At 39.9% G+C, this 26,990-nt stretch carries 28 protein-coding genes and 9 tRNA genes; 29 read left to right on the plus strand and 8 right to left on the minus strand.

Annotated elements, in window-relative coordinates:
• Positions 1-149 precede the first annotated feature (149 nt).
• Positions 150-1,703, plus strand: coding sequence for a cyanophycinase (locus QUE46_RS06410; RefSeq protein ID WP_374761399.1), 1,554 nt, complete (start codon positions 150-152; stop codon positions 1,701-1,703).
• A 153-nt stretch (positions 1,704-1,856) separates the two neighbouring features.
• Entirely contained in the window at positions 1,857-2,105 is a 249-nt protein-coding gene (locus QUE46_RS06415; RefSeq protein ID WP_286246911.1) for a hypothetical protein, read from the plus strand.
• A gap of 57 nt (positions 2,106-2,162) precedes the next feature.
• Here QUE46_RS06415 and QUE46_RS06420 read toward each other — a convergent pair whose 3' ends face one another.
• A complete protein-coding gene (locus tag QUE46_RS06420) occupies positions 2,163-2,486 on the minus strand; it encodes a hypothetical protein (protein WP_286246912.1) in 324 nt (107 codons plus the stop codon).
• 340 nt (positions 2,487-2,826) lie between these two features.
• Between QUE46_RS06420 and QUE46_RS06425 the strand changes: the two genes are divergently transcribed.
• The 4 genes from QUE46_RS06425 to QUE46_RS06440 all read left to right on the plus strand — a co-directional run bounded on the left by QUE46_RS06425 (position 2,827) and on the right by QUE46_RS06440 (position 5,253).
• The gene (locus tag QUE46_RS06425; RefSeq protein WP_286246914.1) at positions 2,827-3,135 is read left to right on the plus strand and encodes an Arm DNA-binding domain-containing protein; all 309 of its coding nucleotides are present in this window, start codon (positions 2,827-2,829) and stop codon (positions 3,133-3,135) included.
• A 98-nt stretch (positions 3,136-3,233) separates the two neighbouring features.
• The gene (locus QUE46_RS06430; protein WP_374761400.1) at positions 3,234-4,082 is read left to right on the plus strand and encodes a tyrosine-type recombinase/integrase; all 849 of its coding nucleotides are present in this window, start codon (positions 3,234-3,236) and stop codon (positions 4,080-4,082) included.
• Between the two features lie 152 nt (positions 4,083-4,234).
• Entirely contained in the window at positions 4,235-4,588 is a 354-nt protein-coding gene (locus QUE46_RS06435; protein ID WP_286246919.1) for a hypothetical protein, read from the plus strand.
• A gap of 23 nt (positions 4,589-4,611) precedes the next feature.
• Positions 4,612-5,253: a hypothetical protein gene (locus QUE46_RS06440; protein ID WP_286246922.1), complete on the plus strand. Its 642-nt coding sequence runs from the start codon at positions 4,612-4,614 to the stop codon at positions 5,251-5,253.
• Between the two features lie 343 nt (positions 5,254-5,596).
• Here QUE46_RS06440 and QUE46_RS06445 read toward each other — a convergent pair whose 3' ends face one another.
• From QUE46_RS06445 to QUE46_RS06460, 4 genes are all read right to left on the minus strand, one after another.
• Positions 5,597-6,385: a site-specific integrase gene (locus QUE46_RS06445; RefSeq protein ID WP_286246924.1), complete on the minus strand. Its 789-nt coding sequence runs from the start codon at positions 6,383-6,385 to the stop codon at positions 5,597-5,599.
• Entirely contained in the window at positions 6,378-6,599 is a 222-nt protein-coding gene (locus QUE46_RS06450; protein WP_286246925.1) for a hypothetical protein, read from the minus strand. Before QUE46_RS06450 ends, QUE46_RS06445 begins: the two co-directional genes overlap by 8 nt.
• Before the next feature lie 606 nt (positions 6,600-7,205).
• The gene (locus QUE46_RS06455; protein ID WP_286246927.1) at positions 7,206-8,699 is read right to left on the minus strand and encodes a hypothetical protein; all 1,494 of its coding nucleotides are present in this window, start codon (positions 8,697-8,699) and stop codon (positions 7,206-7,208) included.
• Positions 8,696-8,998, minus strand: coding sequence for a helix-turn-helix domain-containing protein (locus QUE46_RS06460; protein WP_286246929.1), 303 nt, complete (start codon positions 8,996-8,998; stop codon positions 8,696-8,698). Before QUE46_RS06460 ends, QUE46_RS06455 begins: the two co-directional genes overlap by 4 nt.
• Positions 8,999-9,091: 93 nt before the next feature.
• Here QUE46_RS06460 and QUE46_RS06465 point away from each other — a divergent pair, with 93 nt between their 5' ends.
• Positions 9,092-9,289, plus strand: coding sequence for a hypothetical protein (locus QUE46_RS06465; protein ID WP_286246931.1), 198 nt, complete (start codon positions 9,092-9,094; stop codon positions 9,287-9,289).
• Positions 9,290-9,408: 119 nt separating this feature from the next.
• Here the strand turns inward: QUE46_RS06465 and QUE46_RS06470 are convergent, their stop codons facing one another.
• Complete coding sequence (locus QUE46_RS06470; protein WP_286246933.1) at positions 9,409-10,254, minus strand: TIGR02391 family protein; 846 nt, start codon at positions 10,252-10,254, stop codon at positions 9,409-9,411.
• A 209-nt stretch (positions 10,255-10,463) separates the two neighbouring features.
• Here QUE46_RS06470 and QUE46_RS06475 point away from each other — a divergent pair, with 209 nt between their 5' ends.
• Positions 10,464-10,682 carry a helix-turn-helix domain-containing protein gene (locus tag QUE46_RS06475; protein WP_286246934.1) on the plus strand — a complete coding sequence of 73 codons (219 nt, stop codon included), beginning with the start codon at positions 10,464-10,466 and terminating at the stop codon, positions 10,680-10,682.
• Between the two features lie 74 nt (positions 10,683-10,756).
• Entirely contained in the window at positions 10,757-11,821 is a 1,065-nt protein-coding gene (locus tag QUE46_RS06480) for a replication initiation protein (protein WP_286246936.1), read from the plus strand.
• A 213-nt stretch (positions 11,822-12,034) separates the two neighbouring features.
• On the opposite strand, the gene QUE46_RS06485 is transcribed toward QUE46_RS06480, so the two are convergent.
• Positions 12,035-12,111 (minus strand) — tRNA-Pro (locus tag QUE46_RS06485).
• Positions 12,112-12,247: 136 nt separating this feature from the next.
• Entirely contained in the window at positions 12,248-12,871 is a 624-nt protein-coding gene (locus tag QUE46_RS06490; RefSeq protein ID WP_286246938.1) for an arylesterase, read from the minus strand.
• Here QUE46_RS06490 and QUE46_RS06495 point away from each other — a divergent pair, their 5' ends adjacent.
• The 20 genes from QUE46_RS06495 to nadA all read left to right on the plus strand — a co-directional run bounded on the left by QUE46_RS06495 (position 12,872) and on the right by nadA (position 26,966).
• Positions 12,872-13,585, plus strand: coding sequence for an ABC transporter ATP-binding protein (locus tag QUE46_RS06495; protein ID WP_286247688.1), 714 nt, complete (start codon positions 12,872-12,874; stop codon positions 13,583-13,585).
• On the plus strand, positions 13,575-16,076 hold the full coding sequence (locus QUE46_RS06500; protein ID WP_286246940.1) for an ABC transporter permease: 2,502 nt from the start codon (positions 13,575-13,577) through the stop codon (positions 16,074-16,076). The genes QUE46_RS06495 and QUE46_RS06500 overlap by 11 nt, the downstream gene beginning before the upstream one ends.
• Positions 16,077-16,204: 128 nt before the next feature.
• Positions 16,205-16,729: a crossover junction endodeoxyribonuclease RuvC gene (ruvC, locus tag QUE46_RS06505; RefSeq protein ID WP_055018724.1), complete on the plus strand. Its 525-nt coding sequence runs from the start codon at positions 16,205-16,207 to the stop codon at positions 16,727-16,729.
• 2 nt (positions 16,730-16,731) lie between these two features.
• Positions 16,732-17,349, plus strand: coding sequence for a Holliday junction branch migration protein RuvA (gene ruvA, locus QUE46_RS06510; RefSeq protein ID WP_286246942.1), 618 nt, complete (start codon positions 16,732-16,734; stop codon positions 17,347-17,349).
• Between the two features lie 7 nt (positions 17,350-17,356).
• A complete protein-coding gene (ruvB, locus tag QUE46_RS06515) occupies positions 17,357-18,364 on the plus strand; it encodes a Holliday junction branch migration DNA helicase RuvB (RefSeq protein WP_286246945.1) in 1,008 nt (335 codons plus the stop codon).
• Between the two features lie 1,315 nt (positions 18,365-19,679).
• Positions 19,680-20,384: a protein TolQ gene (tolQ, locus tag QUE46_RS06520; protein ID WP_004587273.1), complete on the plus strand. Its 705-nt coding sequence runs from the start codon at positions 19,680-19,682 to the stop codon at positions 20,382-20,384.
• Positions 20,371-20,802 carry a protein TolR gene (gene tolR, locus QUE46_RS06525; protein ID WP_004587274.1) on the plus strand — a complete coding sequence of 144 codons (432 nt, stop codon included), beginning with the start codon at positions 20,371-20,373 and terminating at the stop codon, positions 20,800-20,802. The genes tolQ and tolR overlap by 14 nt, the downstream gene beginning before the upstream one ends.
• 4 nt (positions 20,803-20,806) lie before the next feature.
• The gene (gene tolA, locus QUE46_RS06530) at positions 20,807-21,733 is read left to right on the plus strand and encodes a cell envelope integrity protein TolA (protein WP_286246948.1); all 927 of its coding nucleotides are present in this window, start codon (positions 20,807-20,809) and stop codon (positions 21,731-21,733) included.
• 9 nt (positions 21,734-21,742) lie between these two features.
• A complete protein-coding gene (gene tolB / locus QUE46_RS06535; RefSeq protein ID WP_286246951.1) occupies positions 21,743-23,101 on the plus strand; it encodes a Tol-Pal system beta propeller repeat protein TolB in 1,359 nt (452 codons plus the stop codon).
• 36 nt (positions 23,102-23,137) lie between these two features.
• On the plus strand, positions 23,138-23,680 hold the full coding sequence (pal, locus tag QUE46_RS06540) for a peptidoglycan-associated lipoprotein Pal (protein ID WP_004587277.1): 543 nt from the start codon (positions 23,138-23,140) through the stop codon (positions 23,678-23,680).
• 13 nt (positions 23,681-23,693) lie between these two features.
• Positions 23,694-24,443 (plus strand): tol-pal system protein YbgF, encoded by a 750-nt coding sequence (gene ybgF / locus QUE46_RS06545; protein WP_004587278.1) that lies wholly within the window; start codon positions 23,694-23,696, stop codon positions 24,441-24,443.
• 219 nt (positions 24,444-24,662) lie between these two features.
• Positions 24,663-24,738 (plus strand) — tRNA-Lys (locus QUE46_RS06550).
• Positions 24,739-24,810: 72 nt separating this feature from the next.
• Positions 24,811-24,886 (plus strand) — tRNA-Lys (locus QUE46_RS06555).
• A gap of 72 nt (positions 24,887-24,958) precedes the next feature.
• A tRNA-Lys gene (locus QUE46_RS06560) sits at positions 24,959-25,034 on the plus strand.
• A 72-nt stretch (positions 25,035-25,106) separates the two neighbouring features.
• Positions 25,107-25,182 (plus strand) — tRNA-Lys (locus QUE46_RS06565).
• A 71-nt stretch (positions 25,183-25,253) separates the two neighbouring features.
• Positions 25,254-25,329, plus strand: a tRNA-Lys gene (locus QUE46_RS06570).
• Positions 25,330-25,401: 72 nt separating this feature from the next.
• Positions 25,402-25,477, plus strand: a tRNA-Lys gene (locus tag QUE46_RS06575).
• Between the two features lie 73 nt (positions 25,478-25,550).
• Positions 25,551-25,626 (plus strand) — tRNA-Lys (locus tag QUE46_RS06580).
• A gap of 73 nt (positions 25,627-25,699) precedes the next feature.
• Positions 25,700-25,775 (plus strand) — tRNA-Lys (locus QUE46_RS06585).
• A gap of 150 nt (positions 25,776-25,925) precedes the next feature.
• Positions 25,926-26,966 carry a quinolinate synthase NadA gene (gene nadA / locus QUE46_RS06590; protein ID WP_286246954.1) on the plus strand — a complete coding sequence of 347 codons (1,041 nt, stop codon included), beginning with the start codon at positions 25,926-25,928 and terminating at the stop codon, positions 26,964-26,966.
• Positions 26,967-26,990 lie beyond the last annotated feature (24 nt).

Raw genomic sequence — 26,990 nt, forward strand, 5'->3', positions numbered from 1 at the left:
AAAGTGCACATCACCTTTTTTACTACCGGGTAATCTTGCTTAATACACTAATGCCATGTGTCGCAATCATTGACCACCCACATTTACTATTTAGCCCGCCATTACATGCTGTTAAACTTAACGCCTATTTAGATTACTTCGAGAGCGTTATGCGTACTTGTGCTTTTTTGACTAAGCGAATGAGCTTTGTATTTATTTTATTTACTTTATTTTCATTTAAGGGAGCTGCACAGCAAGATCAAACCCTTATTTTAGCCGGAAGTACACTTAATGGTTGTAGTAAAAAAACGACGCTAGGTTGCAGTACTCAAAATAAATCTGTGTTTAGTGTAACCAACGATAACATTGCGCAAATAAAACTAAATTGGCCTACTAACAATACGACTAACCAAACAAACGTATTAAGTATCTTACGTACGCTTAGTAGCAAAAAAGAAAAGGCAATGTCTAAAAGTGAGTTACTTTGGCAATGGCGAGATATAAACAATGAGCAACTCAACGACCTTACAAAGCAAGAATTTAATTTTGTATTTGATATGCTCGAACAACCCCACTCACAAGCGAATTTAAAAGCTGAGCCACAAAGCAACGATTTATTGCAATTTATAACGGGTAGCTTAAAAGTCGCTAACCCAACGCCCACATTATTAATAATCAGCGCAGCACAACGAGATCCATACGCTCAAGTAGAGGCGCTTAAAACGCTTTTACCTAAAGGTGTAACCAGTCAATGGTTGCCGCTAACACCTGCACTTGCTAAAGCAATTACTAACAATACCTGTAGTGATTTACCGGCGCTACGCCATTCACAAATGAACCTGTATAATCGCAGTAATGTACACCCAGAGCTTACAAAGGCTGAGCAAACTCTTTGTAATAATGGGATTGAGGCGTTAGTTAATTTAATAAACACAAGCACCGGTGTTTTATTTAGCGACGGTACGGCTAAAAATGCATTAAAAGCACTATATGATGAAAATAGTACTGCTTACCCTTGGACGAACGCGCTTAAAACTCGCCCTGTTATTGTAGGGCTAGGTGCAGGAAGCAAAATACAAAGTGAAAAAGTCTATCTCTCACAGCACCAAAGCGAAGCGGTATTAAAAGCAAAGCTTGCCCCACAGCCTAATGCACTTAACGGGTTAAATACGTTTACCTATGGACCCATATTCACCCGTTTTAGTGAGCAAAATCAAACGCTAAACCTAGCCAATACATTAAATACCGCAAAGCAAAAAAACGGTGATATTAAGCACGGTTTTGGTATTGATGAAAACACAGCCCTTGTTGTTATTAAATCCAACAAAGGAAATTTAATGACCGTAATAGGGCAAAGTGGCGTTGCGCATTTAAGTACCCAGCAAAAAGCAAGCAGCTATAACTACTCGTATTGGCCTGCTCGCAGTGTAATAGATATTACTAATGCTGGGTTTGAACTTAGCGAGCGCACCATTAGCCAAGCATTAGCACCTGTTAAAATACCCCCTTTACCGGTGCAGCGTTTTGCCAATATTTTAACCGATTCAAAACTACGCTCGCTTACGCAAGCTATGTGTTTAAGCCAAGAGCAAAGTGCGGTAGGGCAACAAGATGACCTTTTAATAAACTTAACTGCAACAAACAATACGCATTATTACCGCGTTAATAGCCAACCGTATGGTTGTGCGTTAAGTAACTTGTTATTTAATGTAGAGCGTTTTTAGCTTTAAGCGCTAGAGATATAATTTTTATACAAAGGTTTAAGTTTAATGTGATGGACTTTAAAATAACACCAACTAAATTTATTCCCTGTAGTTTAGGTAAATAATTAGCTTTACAATTAAGTACTACCTAGCAGATTTTACAAAGAGCAATTTATGAATAACGAGCACGACATAATCGACAACCTAGCAGAGTTAGAGAACTTTTTAGTTATGGTAGAAAACGGCGGCCTAGGTTTAAAAGGGGTGGCTGGTGTAGGTATGGCCACAAGTAATAAAGACGGCAGCCATTTTGTTGCGGTATTTGACGACAAACAGCAGCTATTACTGGCGCGTGGCATAACAGCCGAGGTATTTGAAAACGGCAAAGACATGGTGCGTAACGGCGTAGGGCGTACACATTAATAAAACTAAAAAGCGCCGTATGGCGCTTTTAACCGCTTAAAGCTAACTCTAAAACATTTAAAGCCTATCGACTTGTTTTGAACTAATACTGGTCACAATATTATTTTCAAAACGGATCAATACAATGTACATCCCACCAATCGAGCCTTTTAGCTTATAAGTAAACTCTTCTGTTTTAACTAATTTGTCGCCATTACCAATATCAACAGCTTCATTAAGCACATCTTTATAAAGCGGTGCACCCACTACAGCTACAATGTCAGATTTAGTTTTACCCACACTTAATAGATTTCCGTTTTTAAGTCGAAAACTACCTTGGGCAAACGCAAAGCTTGAAATAAAAAGAGATAAAACCAGAGGAAACACAATACGTTTTTTCATAAGTCATCCTTAAACACATAGTATTTAATGCTAGGTATACAAGGTAATACAGAAAAATGACAGTGAAAAAGAAATAAAGAGGAGGTTAAATGGTCGGTATGGCAGGATTTGAACCTGCGACCCCTGACACCCCATAAAAATTACCTGTGTTCTTTAGTGTACAAAAGTGGCTTAACGTGTCCTATCGTGAAGTATTCAAAGTTATTGTAACTCATTGCTATTGAAAGGATTGTGCTTTTAAATTATACCTAGTGAATGAACGTGAAGTTTAGTGAACTAAAATCAGCTCGTGCGATAAATGTGCGACAAAAATTTAGGGTTAACTCTAGGTGTGCGAAAAATGGCGTCAATTAAAGTAAAATTAACTGAATCTATACTCAAAAATATTCCTTTGGAAATTACCAAAATTAATGACACTGAGATCTCCGGTTTTTATCTCAATGTTGGAAAACCAAATAAAGAGGGTAAACGCTCACAAGTATATTATCTGTATTACCGCCTTGGAGGCCGAGGTTCAAGAGAAAGAAGATTAGCCTTAGGCAGCTCATCGGTAATAACAGTGAGTGAGGCCAGGCAGCTTGCTAAGCAATATATTGGTGATGTTTCGCGTGGTATTGATGTTTTTTACAAAAGAAAAAAGCTGCGCTGATTGAAAAGCAAGAAAGCGCCTCGCCGACAATCGCTGTACTTGCAAATGAGTTTATTGAAAGAGACATTAAAGCCAACCGAAAAGGTGTAGACCCAGTAATTAGAATGTTTGAAAAAGACATTCTGCCATTTATTGGCAACTATAAACTTAAAGAAATAACCCGCCGTGAAATTTTTAAAAAAGTGCTTGATCCAATAACTGATAGAGGCGCTAAAACGCAGTCTAATAAAACGTTATCCATCCTTAAACAGATGTTTAACTTTGGTGTTGAGCGAGATTTAATACAAGGCAACCCGATAAGTACAGTGAAAAAGAAAAGTGTAGGTGGCCTCGAAAAATCTCGAACCAGAGCACTGGAGTTTGACGAAGTGATTCAAGTTTTTGAACGCTTACCAAAGCTAGGTATAAGCCAGCAAGTTATTTACGCATTGAAGTGTATTACTTTAACAGGTTGTCGGCCAATAGAGGTTACAGGTGCACAGTGGCAAGAATTTGATTTTGATAAAATGATATGGACAATACCCGCTGAGCGCGTGAAGCAAAATAAAAATGGCGAGAGAACCCATAAAGTACAGATTAGTCAAAATATGGTTATTTTGCTTGATGAGTTGCGTGCAGCATTTGGCTATCTTAATTCTAAATATGTGTTTCCGAGCACAACAACTAATAAATCAGGCCCAGGTGTGCAGCCTATTGATAGGCATTCATTATCACGATCTATAAGTCGGAAGTTAGAGCAACTTGAAGTGCCAAAGTTTGTACCGCATGATTTACGTAGGACAGTCGCTACCCGTTTGGGGGATGCAGACGTCGGGACAGACCCTATAGTAATTGAAAAAATACTTAATCATCAATTGCAGGGTGTACAGGGTGTTTATAATATGCAGGAATATATGGAAAAGCGTCGAACAGCTCTGGAAGAGTGGGGAAGAAAAGTTATTGGTTAGATGTGAATATAGGTGATTTAATCATATAGTTCCCATAAGTTACAAATTAAGTTGTTATATTTTTAGCTTAGTTTTTATATAGTGTATATGCCCACATTGCCTGTTTGTACTAGTTTTGTTATTATATGGCTATAAATGTTTGGAGGTAAGTTATGTCTTCAGTTATGTTGTCAAAATATAGACTTAAGTCAAAATCTGTGCGGCTTGACAAACCCCTTGAGGTGTCAAAAGGTCGCCAATTTGATGTATATCGTTCAATAGATAATAAAAATATTACTCAATACTATATCCTTGATAAAAACTGGGATATTAGCGAGAACTACACATCAAAAATAAAACCTTTAGCTCATGTTTTCGTGGATAATCTAACAGGCAAAGTTAAGTTTAGCTCCTGTCAGCCTGAAGATTTTTCTTTGAATACTAAAGTTGATGATTTGAAAAAAAGAATAGCTAGCTTTCTTCCAAATATACAAAGATTTCAAAATAATCAAAACAGTACTTACTAACATTAAATAAGGTAATCCTCAAATTGCCACCTCAGTTACTTGCTAGTGAACACGATAAAGAAAACCTAAGAAGTTTAGAAGATCTAGAGTTGAACGATTCAATGGTTCTCGTCGATTGTTGCTTTGAATATGGGGTTGGCCCTAATGATGAGACTATAAAGATATCACTGATGAGATCATCATCTGAAGGTACGGTGTGCATGGAGGTGGTTATTGATAACTCAACTTCATCCATAATAGGAAATATCGATTTTGATATCTGGGATGATGATGGAAGTATTTTAGCTAATGGAGCAGCTGTTTATAGCGCATTCGTAGACCCTGATTACAGAGCGATGGGCTTGGCATTAAGTTCTTATAAGCTGCTACATAATAATTTTAGTTTGATAAGTGACTGTGAACAAACTTATGACGGAGCTGCCTTTTGGAAACTAAAATTGTCGCAAGAATCGGACATTGCAGTATCAGTTGTAATCACACCAGAAGATACACTACCTTATAAAGCTTCGAACTGCCATGGCTTTATAATTTATGACGGTACTCAGACAAGCGATGAACCTATTATCTGGGGCAAAGAGTACTTCTCTGACCCAGACCCATCATTTTTGAATGTACATCAAATAGAGAATAGAAAAGATGTAAGATTGCTAGCAGTTAAAAAATAACTTCTAACAAAGTGGAGAGCTTGTTTGTTGCTCAACCATACCTCTTAACAAAGCAAAGTTGTATCTTCTTGACTCAGTGAAAGCAAATGTTTGTCAATAATCCGCCCAAAAAATTTGCTTGCCCGACACTCGTAGGTGAGGGATCTCCTCTTAATTGAAAGGATAATGATTATGGCTTTAAAACCTGGTCCAAAACCAATAGCTGATTCAACAGGCAAACCTGATAAACGTAGACGTGATAACAAGAATACTCCAGGGAAGACCCCAGGGTTAAAACCTAGTAAATCTTCAAAGAAATAGGTAATGATTGAGATTAAAGCTATCTTCACGGTAGCTTTTACATTTAACGCAAATAAACTTCAGTAATTTCTGGCCTAAAATGCCCCATCTCTTGTGAAACGGTCCCTAAGGCCATTTTATATTTAAAACCTAGTGCATGAAGCTCAACCATTCTTTCTTGAGCATAGCTGTGCCTCAGGCCGTGTGCGCCAGTTGAAAAGAGTAGGGTGCGGTTAGAGGCCTTAGAAAAAGAATCAGACCATTTTTTTCCACCACCAACATCATAATGCTGTAAATAGTTAATTTCTCTATCGGTGACTGTGATAGGTTGCTTGAGCTTTTTAGCTTCTAATTGCTCAACAAGGTAGTTTGGTATTAACACGTGCCGAATCAAGCCGCCTTTACCTGCTACAGTGTATAGTTCACCACTTCGGCCCTGCCATTTCGAATCTAGGGCTGGGCGGTTATTTGGTGGTCTTTCACTGGCTTTAGAAAGTGTTAATAGTTCATGGGCTCTCAAGCCTGCGGCGTAAGCAAGTTGTGTTGCTAGTTCGTGTTTAAAAGTTTGTCGTTGAGAGATGGCCTGAGCTTGTTCAGGTGTGTATGCACGCGAACGTTTGATTTCTTCTAATAACGACTTTACTCGGTAAAGAGTCTGTTTTGGTTGTAATTTGCCATTAAATTGCATCATCGCCTGAATGCCATTAATACCGATGTCTTTTGACCAGCTGGCAACCGTTTTAAGTGACTGCATATAGTTTCTGGCAGTGCCTAAAGACTTTATATGCTTAGTTTTAGTTAATCCTTTAATAACGTTTTTAGCTTGCGTTTCAGCTTTGGCAAATTTAGGCATTCTTATCAATCCACCTTTTTACAGTTGTCCAATGCACTTTCACCCCTCGTTTAGCAAGCCAAAGTTGAAGGTCTGCTTTCGTATTACCATTTTCATAAAGCTTCCTAAGCTGATATTGGTATTTGTCGAGCTTTGAAGGTTTATGTCGTTTTTTAGTACGTAGCTTTTTTAGCTCATTTAATTGTTCGATTTCTTTATTCAGATCAAAAGTCATGTCTATCTCCAAGGTTGTAAGATTAACTGGCAACGTTGTTGCTCAGCGACACTGAAGCCTATTCGGCCCTGTTTTTCGCACATGCGAAAGGCTCGGACCGATCTCGCCTTAATGAATTTCCTCTTTACGTGAAAACGGCAGCAGAAAGCGCCGACTTAACGCCTTAAATGTGGCGTGAGACATGACTATTAAATTGAAATGAGTGAGGGTTCTCACTACGTGTTGTCGGCAGCTGAACAGCGCCGTTTTTGGTAAATGCCTAATAGGCTATTTCAGTATTAGGTTAGTGTTAAAATCGATTCTGTGCAATCTGCAAATAAAAACCTGCGTATAAGATATGAAAAACCAAGCCCCCCGCTATGAAGCGAGCGATTTATCGCTTCGACATAGCGGGGGGCGTAGCCCCTTTTAAAAGAGGAGGCATTTGCTCATGATGCCTCAGTTAAAAAGGGCTTGGTACTTGGAAGTTTGCAGAAGTAAATTATGTGGAAAATGCTTAAATAGCATCGACGCAAGTTTTTATGTTACCGCTAATTGTAAGTAATTTATTGATATTAGGTTTGGTTGCTTTTTGAACACTACATATTTATACCAATAGTGTTACTGTCAGTTTGATTGGACGGGTTTAACTTGTTCTTCACTTTTATCTCCTTTCATTAGCTCCGATACACTAAGACCCTGATCAACTCTAATTTCTTGTTCTTTTAAAATTTTCTTCGATCCCTCACTGAGCCTTGAAGCTAATTTGTTAAATCCGGGTATTTTTGCTAACCGTTCGATAGAGTCAGTCAATTGTGAGCTTCTATCTAGTGCTTCCATAAGAGGGTGATCACTCTTGTCATAGTTAGAAATCAACTTCCCTGGGTTTTCAGCATTGATCTCCAAAATGTTGAACAGAAGTTTTGTCTTCAACTCAGAGGAAGCTTCTTGATCTTTGATGCTCTGGATTTGTGTCGAAAGACCTTCATATGTTTTACTTAGAACTTCTTTGTGTGTGTATTCCTCAATTAACCGCTTAGATAAATTTACTTTTTTATTGTTTGAAAATGCAAGCCAAAGAAAAGGTAAGTAAATGGGGAGTACACTCATGAACATTTTTGGGGCATCTAAAATAACTTCCTTAAGCTCTTTACCTTGTCCGAGCAATACCCCTGATAATGCGACTGGCACCAAAGATACCACCACCATCGCAATGATGCTGTAGTAAAAGTATTTATTCATTTGCTTATGATTCTCAACTTCATCCAACTTCTTAGCTTCATAAGCATGGCTAAGGCCAGCTGTAAGCGCATTTGGGAGCAAAGATTTTATCTTATCTTCAATACTTCGAATGCTATCTTCTTTTTTGGATAAGAATTCATCAAATTGGGCTTTATGCGAATCTAGTTGCTCAGTGAAGCGAGCATTACTAGACTCTGATAGCTCTATAAGTTCATCTTTAGTTTCTTCTAGATTTGATTTTATTTGCGAGTGCTCTGAATCTAGCTGGTCTAGCTTGCCTTTCTCTTTATGTATATTTCCATCTTCATCTTCTTCTTCATATCCATAAAACTCTTCATAAATTTCGCTTAGCTTATTTTTATGGCTTATTGACTGGCTTAATAGACTTTTAATTTTTTGGGTATTAGATTCAGCTGTACCAATGTTTTCTTCAAGCTCGCTGAGCTCATCTTGGAGAGATATGTATTTCTCTGGCAGTGCTGATAACTGACTATACTGTTCACACATTTCGTCATAGATGGTGGTCGTTTTATCTAATAATACAGTGAGCTGTTCTTTTTCGTTTTTTACGCCACTTAAAAACTTTTCAATTTCTTTACTATTATTTGAAGTTTCTGAGTAAATATTTTCTATTTTTGATAAAAAATTTTTACTGTCTGCGGCCGCAGCTTCAGCCTCTTGCTTTGCTGCGTTGGATTTATTTTTGTATTCAGTGACTTTCCGTGATGAATAATTAGCATTTTTTTGTAAATCAGTACCAGACTGCAAAAATTCATCACGAATACGAGCTTCTAGGTTTCTAATATTCTCTTCGATCTCTGAAGTTTTTTCCCACAGATAAGTTTTTTCCTTGTTTAATAAATCTTCAAATTTACTCATGAACATACCTGTCTCTTATTTTTTATTTTATTATCTCTATTTACGTATTTTATTATTAAATTTGCAAGCTCTTCTTCTTCACAGAATAAAAAAGCTGTTGGCACCTCTAAAACACTTGCAAGAGCTTTAGCTGTTTTAAAGTCTGGTGCATGAACTCCTTTTTCATACTGATTCATTCTGGCAGAGGCTGAGAACTCATCCATACCAGTTAAAACACCTAACTGTTTTTGGGTTAGTCCTTTTTGTTTTCTAGCTTCTTTCAATCTTTTTGGAAAAGGTGATTCATTGTTAGTTTTCATATAAATTTAAATTAAACTTTAAAACTAAGATTTTCTTAGCTTTAATAAGCTATTGATACTCAGGAATACTTAGTTTAAGTTGGAGGTTTGGATATGTTTTTAAAAGCATTAAAAGCTACAGCGTTGATTGCATTAGAAGTGATGTTTGAAGATGATAACCGGAAGAAATCAGATAAAGATGAATTTATTGAAAAGCATGATGACGGGGCGGGGAATGTAAACTTTTATGGTGATGAGTACACAGAGCAAGAAGCCAGAGAAGCGCATGATCGTGGTGAGTTTTATTATTGATTTCTAGGCGGATCACTGCCAATGTTAGTTGGGGTTTTTACAATAGCATTGGGATACGCCGCTTTAGGCTGCGTAGCTTTTATTAGAAAAAATTAGGCGCTAAAAGCTGAAAGATTTTTTTAAGCGTTCTGGCTTTTTATTTCTCGTATTTCAGTTGAACGCTCTAATATAAATAACTGGTTCAATAGCATAAACTCACGAAGTTCATCGTGTGGATTGAGGTCAAGCTGTTGATGGGCTCGTCGATTACGAAATGCCATGAAAATACTAGAAAACATATTTGCGCGACCTGTGCTTTCACTACCATCTAGCCCTTCCCAGTAGAGGGGGGAATTTTCGCCCGAGAATGCTTTTGAAAAAAGCTTTGCGCCTGTTTCTTTAATTAAACCTGACTTTTCTTTAATTACTTTCTCTAGTAACCGATATCCGTCCATTAAAGCGTTGTCGGGGTTTTGTTTCATTAAAATTGCGATATTTAGCAGTCTTTCATCGATTAAAGAGAGTGGAATCTCTACAGGGAAGTCTTGTTGCAAATGAGATTTGGCATGGCGACTTTCATATATATAGTCATACCATTGTTGAGGTCTCACTGGTAGCTGTTCAGAGAGCCAATCTAAGTCTTTTACAGTTAGTGCAGAATTGTTTATTCTTTCTAAAAACTTTCGTGGTACATTATACTCCTCAATTTCATTACAAAATTTCCTAAGCACTGATAAAGTATAAGAAAATGATCTTGGTCCTTCGCCAGAATAACCAGATGTGAAGCCTGACTTTATTGCAACATCAATACCCTCATCGGTATTGATTAATAATGCATGATTATAGTTATATTCACTTCCGGTGGTTAGAATTTTTACTGTATTAAATACCCTTCCAAAGTGAATCATTTCTATTACAGCATTAATACAGTGTTTTGAAATACCAGCTGTACCTCGATATTCTATTCCTGCCAACTTTGTCATCATAATCCTTTATCCATATTTTACAGCTGCCTAATTAACAACCCACTTTACTTTTACCTAATCATAGCTTAACCTAAATTTACTGGATTAATCCAGTGTCAAAAAAGGCGCTTCTAGTGAGCTGCCTGTTACACGTAAAGAGGACATAAACGGCTTTTATAAAAAAGCACGGTCGATACGTATTTAACAGGTTTGGTTAGTTAGGAGGGCTCATGTCCACATTTTTTTCCACAAGAGAAGCTGCGAAGTTTTTAAACTGTTCAGAACAGCATTTATATAATATCCGAAATAGACGAAAGGCTGCTCTCATACAAGGTGATCATTATCTTGCGAGAAAAATTGCACCTGAGGCTATAAAAATTGGCGGAAAATTGCTTTTTGAAGAGTCAACATTAGAAGCTTGGCTTAGAAAGTACGGCGAAGTTGCTTAACTTGCGAAAACGGCAGGCGTAAGCGACCAAACTATCCGCCTGCCGTGTCGAATTTACTTCAACACGGATATTTTATGACAAATACTGCTAAACAGCTAGTTTCAGCTGCGCCAAGGTGTGTGCGGGAGCAGCTTATTGAACGACTTTATAAAACAACTCCACCAAGAACATTATGCACAAATGAAGACATTACAATGGGGCGCTACCGTTATGGTGAGATAGCTTTGGATGAGTACCTCCATGTTCAAGTTAACCCAAGAGTCATTCAATATTGGTTGATTTTTGATATCGATGACGAATCAGCATTTTATTGGGAAGACAACCTACTTCCAGTTCCAAATATAATTATTAGTGGTCCATCTATAAGCAAATTAGCTAAAACAAAAGAAGGAGGGGCACATCTGCTTTACGCCATTCAGGGCGTTACAACGAGTCTTAGAGGTAGGCGAAAACCTATCGCGTTCCTGAAGTATGTAGACCAAGGTATGCGAGTCAAACTTGGTGCTGATGAGGATTACACAGGGCCTTTATGTAAAAATCCGCTTCATCCACATTGGAAAACGACTTATTTACATGCGCATGAATACAGCCTAAATGAACTTAATGACTTTTTATACAAGCCTAAGAGAGAGTATGGTCATGGGTTCGATTGGAATAGTGTCGCTAATTCTCGTAATTGCTACTTGTTTCACCAATTACGCTTTATAGCGTATAAAAGAATTAACTATGCCAGAGAAAATTGGCGATTTGAGGACTGGCAAAAACATCTATTTGAGGTTTCTGAAAGCATAAATAATTTTGATGGATTTGGTTTAAAAAAAGAATATCCATTGAAGTATAAAGAATTGCAGTCGATCGCTAAAAGTGTAGCGTCTTGGACTTGGCAAAAATACTATCCAAACCACAATCGAGGGGTAGCAGGAACGTGGTTGTATCAAATACCTATTCAAACAATAGCACTTGCTCAACGTGAAGGTGCACGATATACCCATCAAAAAAGACGTAAGACATCTGAAGAGTTAATAAAGCAAGCAATTAGGAAGTTAAAGGACACAGGCCTAAAACTCACTCAAAAGAATATAGCAAACGAAACAGGGCTTACTCGACAAACGGTAGCGAAGTATAAGCAACTAATTTAGGATGTTAATTATGCTTCCCCTCAGGGTATTAGGGGCTAAGGTAAATAACTTAAAGGGAGTGATGGTTATTGTATCTTTAGCTCTTAAATGTATAAGTAAGGTAAGCTACATATATGCTACACATAAATAAAATTGACTAATATTTAGTGCTACATTCAAAAGTGTGTTTTTAGCTAAGTTTTTGAATTAAATAGTAATTAAATAGTAATTAAATGGTCGGTATGGAGAGATTCGAACTCTCGACCCCTGCCACCCCATGACAGTGCGCTACCAAGCTGCGCTACATACCGACGTTGTTTGCAATAGTACGTATATTTTATTAAAAATCAATAAGTGATTGTTTGTTTGCGTGTTTATTGTGCAAATGAGCTAAAAAACTTTTTAGTTAAGGGCGTATAGCCCTCAACCACCAAAGAACAACACGGTTTAATCTTTATTTAGCCATTGATTGATCGAGTCGTACATTTCATCGCGTATCAGCGGTTGAGCTTCTTTATTTGGATGTAATTGATCTCTTTGCATTAAGTTTGGCTTATCTGCCACATTAAGCATAAAAAAGTTAAGTAAATGAGCATTTGTTTTTTCACTTACTTGTGTAAAACTGTCGGTGAACATTTTGCTGTAACGGGGACCGTAGTTTGGTGGAATGTATATTTCCATTAACGATACCATAGCATTTGCTGCTTGGCTTTTTTCGATTAAATCCGTTAAGTTGGCCTGCATTTTTGTTACCGGAAAACCACGCAAACCATCATTAGCACCAAGCTCAATAAGTACATGGCTTGGTTGGTATTGCTCGAGTAAGGCATCTAGCCTACGTAAAGCGCCACCGGTAGTTTCGCCACTAATACTGGCATTAATTAGCTCTATATTACGCTGCTCTGCATCGTATTTATCTTGTAACAATTTAACCCAGCCTTGCTCTTGTTTAAGGCCATAGGCTGCACTTAAACTGTCTCCAAGTATTAAAATCGTGTTGTCGGCTGCCGCACTAAGTGGTTTGATAACTAAAAATAAAACGAATACAAAACGTAGGATTGAATGAGTCATATGTCAGCGCTTTCTCAATTAAATATTATTCAAGTAAATGGTTTGTCTAAAGTAGTTTCTACCTTCGAAGGTGAGTTGCCCATCCTCAGCGACATCAGCTTTAATGTCAAGCATGGCGAGTCAGTTGCTATTGTTGGCACATCGGGCTCAGGAAAATCCACGTTATTAAGTTTATTAGCGGGGCTTGATACAGCCAGCAGTGGTGAAATTACCCTTGATGGCGAGCCGCTACATAAATTAGATGAAGAGCAGCGTGCGGCACTGCGTGCTGAAAAAGTTGGTTTTGTATTTCAATCTTTTATGTTGGTACAAAGCTTAACCGCGCTTGAAAACGTAATGCTGCCGGCAGAGCTTGCAGGTGAAAGAGATGCGAAAGAGCAAGCCCTCGCATTATTAGAGAAAGTGGGGCTGAGCCATCGTATTGATCATTACCCATCGCAACTTTCGGGTGGTGAGCAGCAGCGTGTTGCCATTGCTCGCGCTTTTATTGGCACCCCTAAAATTTTATTTGCCGATGAGCCTTCTGCAAATTTAGACAGTAAAAATGGCAAAATGGTGGAGTCGTTATTGTTTGAATTAAACCAGCAGCACGGCACCACACTCATTTTAGTAACCCACGATGAAGCACTTGCGCAAAAATGCCAACACATTGTGCAAATTGAAGCAGGGCGATTAGTTAAAAACTCAAAAGAGGACATAGCGAATGTGGGCTAAGTTAGCACTTAAATTATTTGCCCGTGAATTTCGCCGGGGTGAGCTCACGGTTATTAGTGCCGCTATTGCGCTTGCGGTACTGACAGTGCTTACACTGTCTATGGTGACTGAGCGTATTGGGCAGAGCATTGCGCAAAAAAGTAGTGCGTTTATTGCCGCTGACAGAGTGTTGGCCAGCGCCCACAAGTTAGATACGGCGTTTATTAGTAAAGCAAAACAAGAAAACTTACAAACTGCGCAAATGGTCTACTTTGATACCATGTTATTTGCCAACGACGAGATGCAGTTTACCTCGGTAAAAGCAGCGTCTAACGAATACCCGTTAAAAGGCGAATTAAAAGTTAAATCATCGTTGCTTGGCGAAACGCAAGTAGCACAGGGCGGGCCAAAGCCGGGTAATGTGTGGCTCAGTGAATCGGTTTTTTATAGCTTAAATATTGATATTGGTAGCCAAGTAGAGCTAGGTGCTGCCGTATTTAATGTAGAAAAAGTGGTAGTTGAAGAGCCAGATGCCCCTTTTAATGTATTTTCGAGTAGTCGCAGAGTACTCATAAATATTGCTGATGTTGCAAAAACAGAGGTTATTCAACCTGGCAGCCGAGTGAACTACCGCCAACTTTACGCAGGTGATGAAGCCGACATAACGCGGTTTTATGAATGGTTAAAGCCGCAAATGGCTGAAAACCAACGTTGGTATGGCGTAAAAGATAGGCAATCGCCTATATCAAATAGCTTAAACCGTGCAGAAAGCTTTTTATTACTAGCCGGTTTGCTGGGCATTATTTTGGCTACGGTCGCTATTGCTGTGTCGGCAAAGCGTTATTGTGAGCGCCAATACGACCCCGTAGCAATGATGAAAACACTCGGCGGAAGTCGTGCCTTAATTCGTAAAATATATTTTATGCACTTACTCATGGTGTGTGCTTTAGCGGTTATTGTGGGCTTAGCTATAGGCTACGGCTTGCAAGAAATTGCCACTGGTTATTTAGCAAAAAGCATGGATATGAGCTTACCAGCAGCGGGTTTTAAACCTTGGCTGGTGGCCATTAGCACAGGCGTTATATGTGCAGTTATGTTCTCTATTAAGCCACTGCTTGATTTATTTGATATTCCACCCCTTAGAGTTTTGCGCCGTAACTTAGGCGATAGACTAGCTGTAAGCCGTGTGCACTTAGGTTTAAGTGCGCTTACGGTGTTTTTATTAATGTGGTTATTTAGTAATAACATTAAAATAACACTGATTTTGTTTGTCTCTACACTTGCTTTGATTGCGGTTTTGTTTGTTATTTCAAAATTAATATTTGGTGGTGGCCGTAAATTAGGCTTAAAGCCAGGCAACAGCTGGTCATTAGCTATTGCCTCTATTCAAAAGCGGGCAAACGTAAATGCGGTGCAGCTTATTAGCTTTTCGTTGGCGATAAAATTGCTGTTGTTTTTGATTGTACTTAAAAACGACATGATCTCAGATTGGCAGTCTCAATTACCCGCCGATGCCCCTAATGCATTTTTAGTTAATATTACGCAAAACGAGCTTGAGCCTGTAAATAATTACCTCGCAGAAAACGATATTTTAGTATCTGATTTTTACCCAACCATTCGCGGGCGCGTAAATGCGGTAAATGGTGAGCTTGTTGCGCGTAAAGTGTCGTTGCAAGATAACGAGAAAAAAGATGAAGAAGCACGTTCTGGCATTGGCAGAGAGCTTAACCTAACGTGGCTTGATGATGTGCCAGCTCAAAACGAAATTGTGCAAGGGCAGTGGTTTGGCGAAGGCGCAGTGGGTGAGGCTTCGGTTGAGGAATCAATGCTTGAGCGCCTAGATGTAGAAATTGGCGACACGTTAACATTTTTAATTGGTGCGCAATCTTTTGACGCTAAAATAACTAGCGTACGTAAAGTAAACTGGGCTACGCTAAAACCTAACTTTTTTATTATTTTAAGCCCCGACGTGCTAAAAGATTTTCCGGCAACCTATATTTCATCAGTACGTATAGAGCCTGAGCAAAAGAAAGCGTTTAGCCAGTTACTGCGCACGTATCCAACCATTACCGCCATCGATGTAGATAACTTTGTAAAGCAAATTCAATCAACCATTGAGCAGGTGTCGCTAGCTATTGGATTTGTGCTTGCTATTGTGGTGTTGTGTGGTGCATTAGTGCTTATATCGCAGGTGCAAGCTAGCCTTGGTGAGCGAATGCAAGAAATAGTAATACTACGCACTTTAGGCGCTAAAGGGCGGTTAATAAAAAATGCGACCCTTTATGAGTTTTTGCTATTAGGTGGTTTAGCTGGGTTTGTAGCTGCTTTATTTAGTGATGTGACTTTGCTAATAGTTCAGCAGCAAATGTTTGACTTAGCCGGTAAATTGCACCCTGAAATATGGCTAATAGGGCCAGTTTCAGGCGGGGTGTTTGTTGCTACGCTTGGCTACTTTATGATTGCTCGTAAACTTAAACAAAATACCCAAGGCTTAGTACGTGCTTTAGCATAAGCTTTACTTTTAACACTAAACGCCCGTACTAAGTTACGGGCGTTTTTGTTTTTAAGTGCCACTGGTAATTTATACAGTGCTCTGGCATTATTACCGTTATTGAAAAATAACAATAATGAGTGTGCTGTTTGGCCATTATTTTAGGGATAGACCCAGGTTCACGTTTAACGGGTTATGGAGTAGTTGCTCACCAAGGTGCTAAATTTACCTATTTAGGCAGCGGGTGCATTAAATTAGCCGAGCACGAGTTCCCCATACGTTTAAAAATGATCTACCAAGGGATCACACAAATAATAGAGCAGTTCTCACCCGAAACCTTTGCCATAGAAAAAGTATTTATGGCGCACAACCCGGATGCCGCGCTAAAGCTAGGTCAAGCCCGAGGAGCCGCTATCGTGGGAGCCTCTATGGCCGAACTACCCGTATTTGAATACTCAGCACGGCAAATTAAGCAAGCCGTGGTTGGTAATGGCGGCGCCGATAAGTCGCAAGTGCAACACATGGTAAAAAATATTTTAAAATTACCTGGCACACCGCAAGCCGATGCGGCCGATGCGCTTGCCATTGCAATTTGCCATGCTCACTCAGAACAAAATTTAATTAAACTAGCGGGTAGCGCAAGTAAAACCGTTAGAGGACGTTTAAGGAAATAAATATGATTGGCCGTTTAAATGGCACTTTAGTTGAAAAGCAGCCGCCCGAAATTTTATTAGAAGTAAGCGGCGTTGGCTACGAAGTACAAATGCCCATGACCTGTTTTTACGACTTACCCAATATTGGCGAAAACACTATAGTGTATACACACTTTGTAGTACGCGAAGACGCACAATTACTATTTGGCTTTAATAATAAAACCGAGCGAGCGCTGTTTAGAGAGTTGTTAAAAGCAAATGGCGTGGGGCCTAAACTCGGCTTAGCTATTTTGTCGGGCATGTCGGCGCAACAATTTGTAAGTTGCGTAAACAACGAAGACGCCACAACACTGGTTAAATTGCCGGGTGTGGGTAAAAAAACTGCTGAACGTTTAGTGCTCGAAATGAAAGATCGCTTAAAAGATTGGGGTAATGATTTATTTACGCCATTTAGCGATAACGCCGTGATAGAGCCTGCCACTGATGCAATAATTGCCAATAATGCCGCAGACGATGCCGTATCGGCACTTGTCGCGCTTGGTTATAAATTGCCACAGGCGCAAAAAGCAGTAAAATCGGTAAGTAAACCCGATATGTCTACTGAGGTTCTTATTAAAGAATCTTTAAAATCAATGTTGTGAGTAACCCATGATTGAAGCTGATCGTTTAATTGACGCGAGCGAAAAAACCAACGAAGACACCATAGACCGCGCAATAAGGCCCAAGCTTTTAGCCGACTACAAAGGTCAGCCGCATGTTAAGCAGCAAATGGAAATATTTATAGAGGCTGCCCGTAGCCGTGGTGAAGCGCTCGATCATCTATTAATATTTGGCCCGCCGGGCTTAGGTAAAACCACGCTTGCTAATATTGTTGCCAATGAGCTTAATGTAAGTATTAAAACCACTTCAGGCCCTGTACTTGAAAAAGCCGGCGACCTTGCTGCACTGCTTACCAACCTTGAAGAAGGCGATGTGCTGTTTATCGATGAAATACACAGACTCAGCCCGCAAGTTGAAGAAATACTTTACCCCGCAATGGAAGATTATCAACTTGATATTATGATTGGGGAAGGCCCCGCAGCACGCTCTATTAAATTAGACTTACCGCCATTTACACTTATTGGCGCAACAACACGTGCAGGGTCACTTACCTCACCGCTTAGAGACCGTTTTGGCATAGTGCAGCGCTTAGAGTTTTATTCTATTGCTGATTTATCATATATAGTAGGGCGCTCCGCGCATTATTTAGATTTACAAATGTGCGATGATGGTGCCACCGAAATTGCAAAGCGCTCGCGAGGCACACCGCGTATAGCTAACCGCCTATTGCGCCGCGTGCGCGATTACACACAAGTAAAATCTGATGGCACCGTCAATGCCTCGGTTGCCGAGCAGGCGTTAGATATGATTGACGTAGATAAAAGTGGGTTTGATTACATGGACCGTAAATACTTACTTGCCATAATCGAAAAATTCATGGGTGGGCCTGTAGGACTTGATAACTTAGCCGCAGCAATAGGCGAAGAAAAAGAAACCATTGAAGATGTTATTGAACCGTTTTTAATCCAACAAGGTTTTATACAACGTACACCGCGCGGGCGAATTGTGTCAGACAATGCATACCACCACTTTGGTTTGCTCCCTAAACAAAACTAACCTATTTACCCAGCCTATAGCTGCAAAGCTATAGGCGATCCTCCTATTTAATCAGGGCGTGTTGAGCTGTGATGGTTGAATTTGCAGCAGTGTGTTTGGTTTTTAGGCAAGGCAGAGCCTATGAAGTGTGGTTATTCCCCATAAATAGGCGATAACGCAGCATAAATGGCAAACATGCGCTGCCCTTCGGGTTCTGCCTAGGGGCGATAAACTCTTTGTTGCCTACATGGATTTAGGTAAGGGGCGTGAGCAGGACGCGGAAGCTTTGCTCTGTTTTTACTTATTCTTACATGGATGTAAGTCATTAGAATAACGCAGGAGCAGTTATCGAGCCCACTAGGTTACAAACCTCGCGCCGCGATTTAATCGCCCCTAGATTGAGCAAATTTCAACCCGCAAAGGTCAACACGCCCTAGTAACAAATATATTAGTTAGTTAACTTTCATTCAGCTTGTTGCAAATGTAATCAAAAAATTAAAATCATTTTGTAATTCACTTAACGTTAAGACTGGCGTGGCTATGCTGCGTACCAATAAAGATATTACGGCAGATGTTTGCTATTTTTTACAACCTTAAAATCCGGTTATTTACATTAAACCTCAGTTAGCATGGTAGTAAAATTTAGGCAAAAAAAAGCCCGCATATAATGCGGGCAAACAACAAGTTGAAGGAAGTAATCCAGGGAACTACGTTTTACTTAATCAGGTTTTATCCAAAAAGAGTAAAACAATGTAATACGATTAAAAATCCTATTACTAAGAACTTGGCTTAATGAAACATGTTTCATTCAATGCGTCAGCTCGGTATGGAAGAATGATACGGAATAAGCATTTTTTGTTCAAACTAGAAAATTTAAAATTTCAGATAAGAAAAACTAATCTGATGAATTTTTTTGTTGTTCATAACTTGCGCGTTAATTATTCGTTAATATTATAAGTGGCTGAAAATTAATAAATAACTGGTCTGAGCTGTATTGTTGCAGTATTAGTTATATTAGTACATACAGAATGGTATGAATTACTTTTGCGTGCTTATGCAATTTTTATGAATAAACGGTGCATTTTATTAAGTTTACTGCGTATATTTAAGCACTTTTGTAGTATTTAGTTGTGTTTTACTAAACGCGATAGTCGCGTTTTAGAAACAAACAAGCGATTAAGCGTATGTTTAACGTTTTTTGTTGCCAATTCATAGCAATATCGTTGTCAGTAAACCCTTGACTCGATACACTAGATGCAACTTATGGCCGTTACAATGGTCTTATTTACACAAAATAACCAAATTGACGTTTTTTGAAATTATTTAGGAGTTTAACGTGGGATCAGGGCTTAATTTTTTAGATCTAATTCTAGAAGCCAGTTTGCTTGTGCAGTTAGTAATGCTAGCGCTAGTAGCAATGTCTGTTATGTCATGGGCAATTATTTTTCAACGTAAAAAAGCAATAAGCGACGCCTTGTCTGATGCAAAAAAATTCGAACAAAAATTTTGGTCAGGTATCGACTTAAGTAAACTATACAACGAAATTTCGTCACGTAGCGGCCAATCTCATGGTATTGAAGCGTTGTTTACATCAGGCTTTAAAGAGTTTGCACGCCATAAAAAGAACACCTTTCAAAGTGCTGGCATAGTAATGGAAGGTACGCATCGCTCAATGCGTGTGGCGCTGTCGCGTGAAATCGAAAAACTAGAATCGAGCTTATCGTTTTTAGCGACAGTGGGTTCAATTAGCCCATATATCGGCTTATTCGGTACGGTGTGGGGTATTATGAATGCCTTTATTGCGCTGGGTGAAGTGAAGCAAGCCACATTACAAATGGTAGCACCGGGTATTGCTGAGGCCCTTATTGCAACGGCAATGGGTTTATTTGCGGCAATTCCAGCTGTTATTGCGTACAACCGCTTTGCCAATAAAGTTGAAAAGCTAGAATCACACTACATCAACTTTATGGAAGAGTTTGCCAATATTTTACACCGTCAAGCAGCTACCCAAATAGAGGCTAAAGCGAATGTATCAGCGTAAAAAGCGCCGTCCGGTCGCAGAAATTAATGTAGTACCTTACATTGATGTAATGTTGGTATTACTAATAATATTTATGGCAACAGCACCGCTTATTACTCACGGTGTAAAAGTTGATTTACCAAAAATGGAAGAGTCGGACTTAGTTGATACTAAAGACACGCCACCCATTATTGCCTCTATCGACTCTGCGGGTAAGTACTATGTAAGCATAGGTACCGACCCTGAAGAGCCAATGGAAGCACTTGATGTGGCCGCGGTTATTAAGTTGCAGCTAATGAAAAACCCTGATGTACCAGTCATGATTAAAGGCTCTGGTAAGGTATCGTACCAAGAAGTATTGTTATTAATGGACTTTTTAAAGAATGCTGGCGTACCATCTGTGGGTTTAATGACAGAATCCTTTGAGGGGACACAGTAGTAACATGAATAGTTCTATAATCAAGTCAGTACTTTTACATTTAGGTTTAGGAGGCTTTTTGTGGGCAACGGCAAACATACATGCTCCAGCGCCTAAAGTGATGGAAGTGACGCTGAATTCGGCTATTCCTGAGCCTGATAATGCGGTTTCGGCGGTCACCGTTGATCAAAAACAAGTTGAGCAAAAAATTGCTGAATTGCAAAAAAAAGAAGACGACAAAAAGCGCGCTGAAGATAAACGCATTCGAGACCTAGAGCGCAGAGCGGCTAATGCGCGTAAACAGCGAGAAGCCGAAGCCCGTAATATTAAAAAACTAGAGCAACAGCGCAAAGCAAAAGAGAAAGAAAAAGCACAAGCTGAGGCTGAAGCTAAAAAAGCGCGTGAAATTGAACAAAAAGAGCGTGCTAAAGCAAAACAAGCCGAAAAACAAAAGCAAGAGGCTGAAAACGCCGCTAAAGCTGCTGCAGATAAACGTAAAGCAGAAGAAGAGGCACTTAAAAAGGCCGAAGCTGAGCGTAAACAGCGTGAAGCAGAAGCAAAAGAGCGTGCAAAGGAAGCCGAGCGTAAACGTCAGCAAGCGCTGCAAGAGCAAATGTTACAAGAACAACTTGCTAAAGAGCAGGCTGCACGTAGTAAAATACGCCAACAGCAAGTAGTAAGCGAAGTTGATAAGTACCGTGCTTTAATTATGGCGCGCATTCAGCAAAACTTACTGATTGATGAAAAAATGAAAAACCAACAGTGTCGAGTAAATATTCGTCTTGGATTTAATGGTTTAGTAACGCAAGTTAAATCGTTAGGGGGTGATAAGCTAGTGTGTGAAGCTGCACTTAGAGCTGTGCGCATGGCCGATACATTACCTGTATCTAAAGACAAAGACGTATTCGAGCAACTTAAGAATATTAATTTAACAATCAAGCCAGAATTTTAAAGGAATGATATGTTCAGCAAAATTAAAATAGCCTTTGTAGTTATATTATTAGGATTTCAAGGTGTAGCGAATGCGGCACTTGAAATTGTAATAACAGAAGGTGTAGACGGCGCACGTCCTATTGCCATAGTGCCTTTTAAATACAATGGTGTTGGCCCAATTCCACAAAAATTGAGCGATGTTATTGCTGCCGACTTAATGCGCAGTGGTAAGTTTAAACCGATAGATGTAGCACAAATGCCACAGCTTCCTAATAAAGATGGCGACATTGACTATGCAGCATGGGTAAACCAAGGTGTAGAAGCAGTTGTGGTAGGCGAAGTAGAGCAACAAACTGATGGGCGCTACTTGGTACGCTACGAATTAGTAGATGTAATTCGTGGGCAAATTACCGGTGGCCAAACTCAGATGATGAGCAGCGGTAAACTTGTAAAAAGCCAAGACCATATTTTAGAAGCGCGCGAAAGTGTGATTAGTGAAAGTGGCTTTCGCCGTTACTCACATCGCATAAGCGATGTTGTATATGAAAAGCTAACCGGAGAAAGAGGCGCGTTTTTAACTAAAATTGCCTATGTAATTGTTCGTGAAGATCAACCAAAACCTTATCAGCTAGTAGTTGCTGACTACGATGGTTTTAACGAGCAGGTATTATTGCGCTCAAAAGAGCCGTTAATGTCGCCAGCATGGTCGCCAGATGGTACTAAGCTTGCGTATGTAACGTTTGAAAACCGTCAAAGCCAAATTTACATTCAAGACCTATACTCAGGAAAGCGTGAGCTGATCACAAGTTACCGTGGTATTAATGGTGCACCGCAGTTTTCTCCTGATGGTAAAAAAATGTTATTGGTGCTTTCTAAAGACAAAACAGGTGCAACCGAAGTTTACGTTTTAGATTTAGCAACACGTAAAGAAACACGCCTTACACGCCACCGTAGTATAGATACTGAACCATCTTGGTATCCAAATGGCCAGGATATTGTGTTTACATCTGAAAGGGGTGGTAATGCCCAGATTTATAAGTTAAATTTAAGAACTGGTAGGTCACAACGATTGACCTTCGACGGCGATATGAACCTAGCGGGTTCTATAACGCCAGACAGTAAAGAATTAGTGATGGTTAACCGTACCAACGGGCAGTACCATCTTGCTAAGAAAGAGCTGGCTACGGGCGCGTTTCAAGTATTAACGCGAACTCGCCTTGATGAATCACCGAGCATAGCGCCAAACGGCTCGATGATCATATATAGCACGCTTCATAATAATAAACAGGTACTCGCGCTGGTATCGATGGACGGTCGCTTTAAAGCACGTTTACCCGTGCTAGACGGACAAGTAAAGGCACCAGCTTGGTCGCCATATTTACAGTAATATTTGCTGGTTTACTCAAAAATAGGAATCTACTCAATGCAACTTAACAAAGTACTTAAAGGCCTGCTAATCGCTGTGCCAGTAATGACATTAGCCGCTTGTAGCTCATCTTCAGATATTGATGAAGGCGCAGCTAACCAATCAAACCAAAGTGCAGTTGAGCAATCAACAAACACGGATACAGTTGAAGTAGCAACAATTTCACCTGAACAACAAGCAGAAGAGCAACTTCGTCAAAAGTATGAAGCGCTTCGTCAAGAGCAAATTATTTACTTTGACTTCGACAAAGCAACTGTTGAGAACAAGTACGCAGAATTACTTCGTGCACATGCTGAGTTTTTAGTTCAAAACCCTTCAGTAAAAGTATTAATTGAAGGTCACGCTGATGAGCGCGGTACGCCAGAGTACAACATTGCACTAGGTGAGCACCGTGGCCAAGCAGTAGAAAAATACCTACAAAGCTTAGGTGTTTCTGCTAGCCAAATGTCAGTAGTTAGCTACGGTGAAGAGAAACCAATGGTTAAATCTCGCACTGAGTCAGCTTTCGCTAAAAACCGCCGTGCGGTACTAGTTTACTAAGATAAGAGATATTATGAAGCCGAAAATTATTTTGGCAGCCATGATATTGAGCGGGAGCACCCAAGTTTTGGCTGCTCCCGCTCCTGTTTCAGAAGCTGCAAGTTCACAGTCGAGCATAGAGAAGCGTTTAGCGTCACTAGAAAACATGATGCAGTCGCGAAACTTATTACAAGTTGAATTACAGCAACAACTTAATCTACTTCAAGATGAAGTAAGTCAAATTCGCGGTGTTACTGAAGAGCAAAGTTATAAACTTGAAAAAGTACTTCAGCGCCAGCGTGAGCTTTATCAAGAAATAGAAAACCGCGTAAGCCAAGCGTATACACAACCCGCTGCTGCGCCTGCAACCGATTACACGCAATCGAGTGATGCACAAACCTATAGCAGTGACTTATCTGAAAACGAAGCGTATGAGCGTGCAGTGGCGCTAATAATGAAAGATAAACGCTACGACCAAGCTATTCCTGAGTTTCAAACATTTTTAACAACCTATCCCAATTCTGTGTATGCCTCTAATGCACATTATTGGCTTGGGCAGTTGCTGACCATCAAAAATGATGGTGTAAAAGCAAGTGAGCATTTTAAAGTGGTGGTTAATGAGTTTCCTAACTCAAATAAACGACCAGATGCCATGTTAAAATTAGGCACGCTTTTACAAGAGCAAGGCCTAAACCAAGAGGCACAAAAAATATTGGGTGATCTAATTAACCAATATCCAAGTACAACTGCTGCAAAACTTGCAACCGAGCGTTTAGCTAATTAGGACGCATTTAAGCGGTGTATTTAAAGCTCAAACTACATAGAAATACTCGGCGAATCTTGTATTTGCATGTAGTTTGAGCACAAACGCTTTAATTTTGCTCACCTAGGCATAAAAACTGAAAAAAAGAGACATTTTCGGTTGCACTCATTTTATAAATAAGTATTATAAGCGCCCGCAGCAAACGAATGGTTACCCCACTCAAAATGCGGCAAAAAGAGCGGGTCATTAGCTCAGTTGGTAGAGCAGTGGACTTTTAATCCATTGGTCGATGGTTCAAGTCCATCATGACCCACCATTCTTTATTAAGATAAAGTTTGGCTTAATCGGCGGATTTACGCAGCTCACTTAAATAGTAAGCACACAGAGCGGGTCATTAGCTCAGTTGGTAGAGCAGTGGACTTTTAATCCATTGGTCGATGGTTCAAGTCCATCATGACCCACCATTCTTTATTAAGATAAAGATTGGTTCAATCGGCGGATTTACGCAGCTCACTTAAATAGTAAGCAAACAGAGCGGGTCATTAGCTCAGTTGGTAGAGCAGTGGACTTTTAATCCATTGGTCGATGGTTCAAGTCCATCATGACCCACCATTCTTTATTAAGATAAAGTTTGGTTCAATCGGCGGATTTACGCAGCTCACTTAAATAGTAAGCAAACAGAGCGGGTCATTAGCTCAGTTGGTAGAGCAGTGGACTTTTAATCCATTGGTCGATGGTTCAAGTCCATCATGACCCACCATTCTTTATTTAGGTAAAGATTGGTTCAATCGGCGGATTTACGCAGCTCACTTAATAGTAAGCACACAGAGCGGGTCATTAGCTCAGTTGGTAGAGCAGTGGACTTTTAATCCATTGGTCGATGGTTCAAGTCCATCATGACCCACCATTCTTTATTTAGGTAAAGATTGGTTCAATCGGCGGATTTACGCAGCTCACTTAAATAGTAAGCACACAGAGCGGGTCATTAGCTCAGTTGGTAGAGCAGTGGACTTTTAATCCATTGGTCGATGGTTCAAGTCCATCATGACCCACCATTCTTTATTAAGATAAAGATTGGTTTAATCGGCGGATTTACGCAGCATATCAATTCTACAAAGAATTCAGAGCGGGTCATTAGCTCAGTTGGTAGAGCAGTGGACTTTTAATCCATTGGTCGATGGTTCAAGTCCATCATGACCCACCATTCTTTATTAAGATAAAGAATGGTTTAATCGGCGGATTTACGCAGCATATCAATTCTACACAGAATTTAGAGCGGGTCATTAGCTCAGTTGGTAGAGCAGTGGACTTTTAATCCATTGGTCGATGGTTCAAGTCCATCATGACCCACCACTTCTTAAAAATCTCAACATTCCCCTTATTTTATTTAAATCAGTTTGTTATTTTTATTTATAAACAGCATGCCCACATAGCTGTTATTTGCCCGTGTATTCTCGTATAATTTGCTGTAACTAATGCACTGTAGATGAAGTGGTCGAGAACATGAGTCTAGCTCAAACTATTATGCCTGAAGGTTATATCTTTCCTCCTAAGCCAGCTCCGTTAACTAAAGACGAGCAAGGCGAATATAAAGCACGTATTAAACAACTACTGCAAGATAAAAATGCAGTGCTGGTAGCCCATTACTACACAGATCCTGAGATTCAAGCTCTTGCCGAAGAAACAGGGGGCTGTGTTGCCGACTCATTAGAAATGGCACGTTTTGGTGCTCGCCACGATGCAGATATGATCATCGTTGCAGGCGTACGTTTTATGGGTGAAACCGCTAAAATTTTAACGCCAAACAAAACCGTTGTTATGCCAACGCTAGAAGCAACCTGTTCGTTAGATATTGGTTGCCCGATTGATGAGTTTTCAGCGTTTTGCGATCAGCACCCTGATCGTAAAGTGGTGGTGTATGCAAACACCTCTACAGCGGTTAAAGCCCGTGCAGATTGGATTGTAACCTCATCGTGCGCACTTGAAATAGTAGAGCACTTAGATGAACAAGGTGAAAAAATTATTTGGGGCCCAGATAAACACCTTGGTAGCTACATTCAAAAAAATACCGGCGCCGATATGATCATGTGGAACGGTGCATGTATCGTACACGATGAATTTAAAACAAAAGCGCTTAAAGATATGAAAGCCCTGCACCCAGACGCAGGTGTATTGGTTCACCCAGAGTCGCCTGCTGAAATAGTGGCACTGGCAGATGCGGTTGGCTCAACAAGCCAGCTAATTAAAGCTGCGCAAACAATGGATAACGATAAGTTTATTGTAGCGACAGACCGCGGTATTTTTTACAAAATGCAGCAGCTATGCCCAGAAAAGGAGTTTTTTGCAGCCCCAACTGCTGGTGAAGGCGCGTCTTGTAAAAGTTGTGCACACTGCCCGTGGATGGCAATGAATGGCTTAAAAGCGATTGAAGAGGCGCTAGTAGACCCACAGGGTAAAGAAGTATTTGTAGATATGGACTTACGCGAAGGCGCGCTCAAGTCACTTAATCGCATGTTAGACTTTACAGCCAACATGGCAAAGTAAACATCACTCTGTATAAAAACGGCT

Origin of the sequence: Pseudoalteromonas sp. MM1 (genome assembly GCF_030296835.1) — a bacterium.
GTDB lineage: Bacteria > Pseudomonadota > Gammaproteobacteria > Enterobacterales > Alteromonadaceae > Pseudoalteromonas.